The organism is Aeromonas sp. PrichA-15 (assembly GCF_017939245.1).
GTDB classification, from domain to species: domain Bacteria; phylum Pseudomonadota; class Gammaproteobacteria; order Enterobacterales; family Aeromonadaceae; genus Aeromonas; species Aeromonas caviae.
Genome location: NZ_JAGKRH010000087.1, coordinates 1 through 6048, shown reverse-complemented (window position 1 = coordinate 6048; position 6048 = coordinate 1). Strand labels below are relative to the sequence as shown.

Below are 6048 nucleotides of genomic sequence, written 5' to 3'. Positions count from 1 at the left end.
AAACCCGTACTCTGGTCACGCTCTTACTTTGCGGGCTCTTGCGGCGGAGCACCGTTGGAGGTGATCAAGCAATACATTCAAAACCAGCGGGGCTGACGCCCCGGCGAAATTCCCCTCCCACCTACGTCGGAGGGAGTCCCCTTTCGTATTTAAGATGGGAACTGAAGCGGCGAACGATTAATTATAAAAGCGTCAATTCGAGCTGACGCCGCGACATATAGTGTCACATGAAATGACATCGATAGAATTTATGACCACAAAAATCACTTTTACAACATAAGTGAACTGAAATATTTGATTAATGCAGTTTAATACTTCGACAAGGCGAGAAGCAGGGAAGCCCTGCCGGGCGACACGGGCTCCCCGCACACCTTCCCCGCCCCGTCAGACCGGCTGCCAGCCGCGCATGACCCTCAGCAGGTCCTTCCAGCTCACTATGCCCACCAGGGCGCCGTTTTCCAGCACAGGCAGGCAGGAGATCTGGTGCTCCAGCATGAGGCCGGCGGCCTCTTTCAGGGAGCGTTCGGGGGAGACGGTGATGGGTTCACGGCTCATGATCTGGTGGGCGCGCCGGTTGAGGGTCTCGGTGTCCCGGTTCATCTCGGCATCCGTGTCCAGATAGGGGCTGATGGCACGCAGCAGATCCCGGTCCGAGATGACCCCCACCAGCTCCTCTTCTTCCACCACCAGAAGGTGGCGGAAATGGGCCTGCTCGAAGATCTCCTTGATGACGCTCAGCCTGTCATCCATGGAAACGGTCGCGACCCGGGTCGTCATGATCTCTTTAATCAACATGGTCAGCCTCCTGCCCCCCAGATGTCTCTGTTATGACACGTTTTTCCGGCGGCAGCCATCCCCCCCGCCCTCAAGTGCAAATTTGTGTCATTTCACGTAAGATCCGCGCCAGTTTCTCTCCTTCAATCGAGCCAAGCAGACCCATCCATGATAGTTGCCAGTCAAATCGAACTGATCCGCGGCGGCCGCACGCTGCTGGACAACGCGTCCGCCACCATACACCCCGGCCACAAGGTGGGCCTGGTGGGCAAGAACGGCTGTGGCAAGTCCACCTTCTTTGCGCTGGTGCGGGGCGAGCTGGCCATCGACAACGGCAGCTTCAGCCTGCCCGCCGGCTGGCAGATTGCCGGCGTGGCCCAGGAGACCCCGGCGCTGGACTGCTCCGCCCTGGAGTACGTGATCGACGGCGACAAGGAGTTCCGCGCCCTGGAGGGCGAGCTCGCCCGGGCCGAGGCGGATGACAACGGTCTGCTGGTGGCCGAGCTGCACGGCAAGCTCGATACCATAGGTGCCTACAGCATTCGCGCCCGTGCCGCCGAGCTGCTGCACGGTCTGGGTTTTGGCGGCGATCAGCTCGACTCGCCGGTCAGAAGCTTCTCCGGTGGCTGGCGTATGCGCCTGAACCTGGCCCAGGCGCTGCTCTGCCGCTCCGATCTGCTGCTGCTGGATGAACCGACCAACCACCTGGATCTCGACGCCGTCATCTGGCTGGAGAAGTGGCTCAAGGGCTATCAGGGCACGCTGGTGCTCATTTCTCACGACCGCGACTTCCTCGATTCCGTGGTGAATCGCATCATCCATATCGAGAACGGCAAGCTCAACGAATACAGCGGCGGCTACTCCGACTTCGAACTGCAACGGGCCGAGCACCTGGCCCAGCAGCAGTCCATGTACGAGAAGCAGCAACGGGAGATGGCCCACATGCAATCCTATGTGGACCGCTTCCGCTACAAGGCCTCCAAGGCCCGTCAGGCCCAAAGCCGGCTCAAAGCCATGGAGCGGATGGAGAAGATCCTGCCCGCCCACGCCGACTCCGAGTTCAGCTTCGAGTTTCGCGAGCCCTCCGCTCTGCCGACCCCGCTCATCGCCATGGAGAACCTCAGCGCCGGTTACGGCGACAAGGTGATCCTGGAGAAGATCAAGCTCAACCTGGTGCCGGGGTCGCGCATCGGCCTGCTCGGTCGCAACGGCGCGGGCAAGTCCACCTTCATCAAGATGCTGTCGGGCTCCAACCCGCCCCTCTCCGGCAAGCTGGAGGTGAGCGCCGGGGTGAGCATCGGCTACTTCGCCCAGCATCAGCTCGAGACTCTGCGCCTTGATGACAGCCCACTCGATCACCTGGTGCGCCTGGCCCCGGACAAGACCGAGCAGGAGCTTCGCAACTACCTCGGCAGCTTCGGTTTTCACGGCGACAAGGTACTCGACAAGGTGGCCCCCTTCTCCGGCGGTGAGAAAGCGCGTCTGGTGCTGGCTCTCATCACCTGGCAAAAGCCCAACCTGCTGCTCCTGGATGAACCGACCAACCACCTGGATCTGGAGATGCGCCACGCCCTGACCATGGCCCTGCAAGGGTTCGAGGGGGCCATGGTGGTGGTTTCTCACGACCGTCACCTGCTGCGCACCACCACGGATGACTTCTATCTGGTCCACGGCGGCCGGGTCGAGCCCTTCGATGGGGATCTCGACGACTACCACAAGTGGCTCGGCGAGCAGGAGAAAGAGGCCAATGCCAAGCCGGCAGATGGCACTGTCTCCGCCAACTCGGCGGTGGCGCGCAAGGATCAGAAGCGCCTCGAAGCCCAGTTCCGGCAAGCGACCCGGCCGCTGCGCCAGAAGCTGGAGAAGCTCGAAACCAGCATGGAGAAGCTGCAGGCCAAGCTGGCCGCGGTGGAAGAGCAGCTCGCCGATCCCGCCATCTATGAAGAGAGCGCCAAGGGCAAGCTCTCCGAGCTGCTCAAGTCCCAGGTCCCCCTCAAGGAGGAGCTGGAGCACGTCGAGCTGGAGTGGATGAGCCTCTCTGAAGAGCTGGAAACCATGGAGCAGGCCTTCTTTGCGTGATGAAGCCTTGATGGCCAGCGAGCGGGTCAGCCCCGACGCCCTGCCCACCCCTTCCGAGTTCTGGACATGGAGCACAGGCGCCTATGGCCAGCGCAGCCAGGACTGGCTCCACGTGCAAAGCATGGGGGGCAACGTCAACCTGGCGCTCCTGCTGCACCACCTCGACCTGCTCCGGATCCCGGTCGACCTCACGGACTTGCAACCGGCCCTGGTACAGACCGAGGCGGTGCTACTCCCCTGGCGCACCCTGCGCCAGCAGGCCAAGTCACGGGTGGGGGCCGAGGAGTACCAGACCATGCTGGCCCACGAACTGGAGCTGGAGCGGCTGCAACAGGGGGTCTTGTTGCAGACCCTGCGCACCCTCGCCCTGTTTCGCGGCGACAGCCGCAACCTGTTTCACTATCTATCGTTACTGGGTGCCCAGCAGGGCCCCCTCAGAGATCTCATATGCTGAGCTACCGCCACGCCTTTCACGCCGGCAACCACGCCGATGTGCTCAAACACGCCGTCCAGGCCCTGATCATCGAGTCCCTCAAGAAGAAGGAGAAACCCTTCATCGTGCTGGACACCCATGCCGGTGGCGGTCTCTACGACCTGCGCGGCGACTGGTCCCAGAAGAAAGCGGAATACGCCGACGGGATCAAACGCCTGTGGGATGAGCGGGCCCAGTGGTCTGCCATGGCCCCCTATCTGGGTGTCATCGAGGAAATGAACAGCGATGGCCAGCTGCACTACTACCCCGGCTCGCCGGAGCTGTCCCGCCGCCTTATCCGCGATCAGGACAAGCTGGCGCTGATGGAGCTGCACAACAACGAGGTGGAGGATCTTCGCGCCAACATGGGGTACGACTCCCGCGTCGCCGTCCACCATCGCGACGGCTTCGAGGGGCTGGTGGCCCTGCTGCCCCCCACCCCGCGCCGCGGCCTGGTGCTCATCGACCCCCCCTATGAGCTGAAGGAAGATTACTTCGCCGTGGTCGATACCCTTAAAAAAGCGCAAAAGCGCTGGGCCACCGGCATCTACGCCCTCTGGTATCCCATCCTCGGGCAAGAGGCGGACAAGTCCCGCGACATGCTCAAAGCGATCAAGCGGGAGAACTTCGGCAACGTCCTGGTGGCCGAGCTGGAAGTGGCCGGCCAGACCAGCGATTGGGGCATGAACGGCTCCGGCATGCTCATCGTCAGCCCCCCCTGGATGCTGGACGAGCAGATCGAGGCCTTCTTGAAACCCTTGTGCGCCAAGCTGGCCCAGGGCGCCGGCGCCCAGTACAGGGTGGAGTGGCTGAACAAGGCCGAGGCCTGACCCTCGGAACCACAGAAAATGAAAAAGGGCCTGTCACAGCAGGCCCTTTTTCATTGGGGCTGATGACCCGGCACGTTCACGCTGGCCAGCTGCTCGGGCAGGCGGCTCGCCAACCAGTCGATGGCCATTCTGGTCTTGAGCGGCAAGTGCGGGCTGTGGGGCCAGAGGGCGTTGATGGGATAGCTCCTGCCCTTGAGCGCACCCAGCACTTCGCGCAGCTCGCCCCGTTCAAGGTGCGGGCGTGCCAGCCAGGTCGGCAGCCAGGCGAGACCAAAGCCCGCGATGGCTGCCTGGGTGATGGCGTTGAGATCGTCCATCTGCAACCGCCCTCTGGGCTGGACCTCGCGCCATGCCTCGGCCTCCTGCCACCACCACGACAGCACCCGCCCCTGGCGCAGATAGGCAATGCACTCGTGCTCCGGTAACTCGGCCAGGGTCACAGGTTCCCCCCGCTCGGCCAGATAGGCGGGCGAGGCGCAAAGCGTCATGCCGTGCTCCCCGAGCCTGCGCGCCGCCAGATCCAGGCTGTCCGGCGGCTCTGCGTTGCGGATCACCAGATCCATCCCCTCCTCCACCAGATCCACCTTGCGATCGCTGAACGACAGCTCCAGGGCCAGCCCGGGATGCGCCTTCGCCAGCGCCAGCAAAATGGGGGCCACGCACTGCTGGCCGAACAGCACCGGCATGGAGACCTTCAATCTGCCGTTGAGGATGAGCTTGTTGCTGGCCAGCGCCGTTTCCCCAAGACGCACCTCCTCCAGCGCCCGCAGGCAGTGGCGATAGAAGAGCGCACCCTCCTCGGTCAGGCTCTGGCTGCGGGTAGTGCGATGAAACAGTTGCACGCCGAGACGCAGCTCCAGCCGCGCCACCCCCTTGCCCACCGCCGAGCGGGTGAGGTGAAGCCGCTCCGCCGCCTGGGCGAAACTCCCCGCCTCCACCACGGTGGCGAAGAGATCGATGCCGTTGAGCGTGTTTGCCATCTATTGCATACCTTTTGGAACCAATATGGCGAAATTCTATCAGCACTGCGGAAAAAAATGACTGGTAAGCTCCCTTCATTCTTCACACGTTTCAGATGGAGTTTCCCTCATGAGCCAGATCCTGCTGCTGCAATCCAGCCTCAACGGCCCCGCATCCCGCACCAACCAGTTGATGGAGCGCTTCCTGCAAACACGCCGGGAGCAGGGCCATCAGGACCAGGTGGTGGTGCGTGATCTGACCGCCCTCGACTTGCCCGCCCTCGACAGCCCGTTGTTTCACGCCCTGCGGGGGGCTGAACCGGCCAATGAGGCCATCCGGCAGGCGGTGGCGCTGTCGGATCGGCTGATTGCCGAACTCAAGGCCGCCGACCTGCTGCTGATCGGCGCCCCCATGTACAACCTCAATGTACCGACCCCCCTCAAGAACTGGTTCGATCTGGTGGCACGGGCCGGGGTGACTTTCCGTTACACCGACACCTACCCCATGGGGCTGGTGGAAGGGGTCAACGCCCTGGTGTTCAGCAGCCGCGGCGGCGTGCATCAGGGACAGACGACAGATGCGGTCACCCCCTACCTCCAATCCGTGCTCGGCCTGATGGGCATCACGGAGGTGGAATTCGTCTACGCAGAGGGAATGGATCTGCGCCCCCACGGGGCGGAACAGGGAATGCGCGAAGCCCATGCTCGGATCGCTGGCCTCGGCAGGTAGGGCCATCACCCGATCTTGCCCCTTCCAACCGGCCGCCTGCTGCGCGGGACATTCCAAGTAAAAAAGGTTCTTCGCGGGATCTTGGGGAAGTGGAAGTTGACAGACAGGGTGCTGGTAAACTGGCTGTCTCCAAACACACCACCACCATCACCCTGCTGTCGCCGTGCATCATATTGATATTGCCTCCTTCTGGCCAGGTTATAC

8 protein-coding genes are annotated in these 6048 nt (G+C 62.7%); 5 read left to right on the top strand and 3 right to left on the bottom strand.

Annotation, left to right across the window (positions count from 1 at the left end):
* Positions 1-96 (top strand): transposase (locus tag J9889_RS12935; RefSeq protein ID WP_210556924.1); only part of this gene is annotated, 96 nt, incomplete at its 5' end.
* A 288-nt stretch (positions 97-384) separates the two neighbouring features.
* Here J9889_RS12935 and J9889_RS12930 read toward each other — a convergent pair.
* Complete coding sequence (locus tag J9889_RS12930; protein WP_010675511.1) at positions 385-795, bottom strand: CBS domain-containing protein; 411 nt, start codon at positions 793-795, stop codon at positions 385-387.
* 147 nt (positions 796-942) lie between these two features.
* Between J9889_RS12930 and J9889_RS12925 the strand changes: the two genes are divergently transcribed.
* From J9889_RS12925 to rlmJ, 3 genes are read left to right on the top strand one after another with little or no spacing between them, the layout of a single operon-like run.
* Positions 943-2853: an ABC transporter ATP-binding protein gene (locus tag J9889_RS12925; protein ID WP_109113227.1), complete on the top strand. Its 1911-nt coding sequence runs from the start codon at positions 943-945 to the stop codon at positions 2851-2853.
* On the top strand, positions 2846-3307 hold the full coding sequence (locus tag J9889_RS12920; RefSeq protein ID WP_039040190.1) for a DUF2390 domain-containing protein: 462 nt from the start codon (positions 2846-2848) through the stop codon (positions 3305-3307). The genes J9889_RS12925 and J9889_RS12920 overlap by 8 nt, the downstream gene beginning before the upstream one ends.
* Positions 3301-4155 (top strand): 23S rRNA (adenine(2030)-N(6))-methyltransferase RlmJ, encoded by an 855-nt coding sequence (rlmJ, locus tag J9889_RS12915; RefSeq protein WP_210556922.1) that lies wholly within the window; start codon positions 3301-3303, stop codon positions 4153-4155. The genes J9889_RS12920 and rlmJ overlap by 7 nt, the downstream gene beginning before the upstream one ends.
* Positions 4156-4205: 50 nt before the next feature.
* On the opposite strand, the gene J9889_RS12910 is transcribed toward rlmJ, so the two are convergent.
* Positions 4206-5135, bottom strand: coding sequence for a LysR family transcriptional regulator (locus J9889_RS12910; RefSeq protein ID WP_109113176.1), 930 nt, complete (start codon positions 5133-5135; stop codon positions 4206-4208).
* A 109-nt stretch (positions 5136-5244) separates the two neighbouring features.
* On the opposite strand from J9889_RS12910, the gene J9889_RS12905 reads away from it, so the two are divergent.
* Positions 5245-5844, top strand: coding sequence for an NAD(P)H-dependent oxidoreductase (locus J9889_RS12905; RefSeq protein ID WP_128313887.1), 600 nt, complete (start codon positions 5245-5247; stop codon positions 5842-5844).
* A gap of 5 nt (positions 5845-5849) precedes the next feature.
* Here J9889_RS12905 and J9889_RS12900 read toward each other — a convergent pair.
* On the bottom strand, positions 5850-6048 hold a 199-nt coding region (locus J9889_RS12900; RefSeq protein ID WP_210556920.1), incomplete at its 5' end, for a hypothetical protein.

What these genes read in the sequence shown, in the direction of transcription:
- J9889_RS12930 (WP_010675511.1), bottom strand. Translation starts at nt 795, where the DNA reads ATGTTGATTAAAGAGATCATGACGACCCGGGTCGCGACCGTTTCCATG.
- J9889_RS12925 (WP_109113227.1), top strand. Translation starts at nt 943, where the DNA reads ATGATAGTTGCCAGTCAAATCGAACTGATCCGCGGCGGCCGCACGCTG.
- rlmJ (WP_210556922.1), top strand. Translation starts at nt 3,301, where the DNA reads ATGCTGAGCTACCGCCACGCCTTTCACGCCGGCAACCACGCCGATGTG.
- J9889_RS12910 (WP_109113176.1), bottom strand. Translation starts at nt 5,135, where the DNA reads ATGGCAAACACGCTCAACGGCATCGATCTCTTCGCCACCGTGGTGGAG.
- J9889_RS12905 (WP_128313887.1), top strand. Translation starts at nt 5,245, where the DNA reads ATGAGCCAGATCCTGCTGCTGCAATCCAGCCTCAACGGCCCCGCATCC.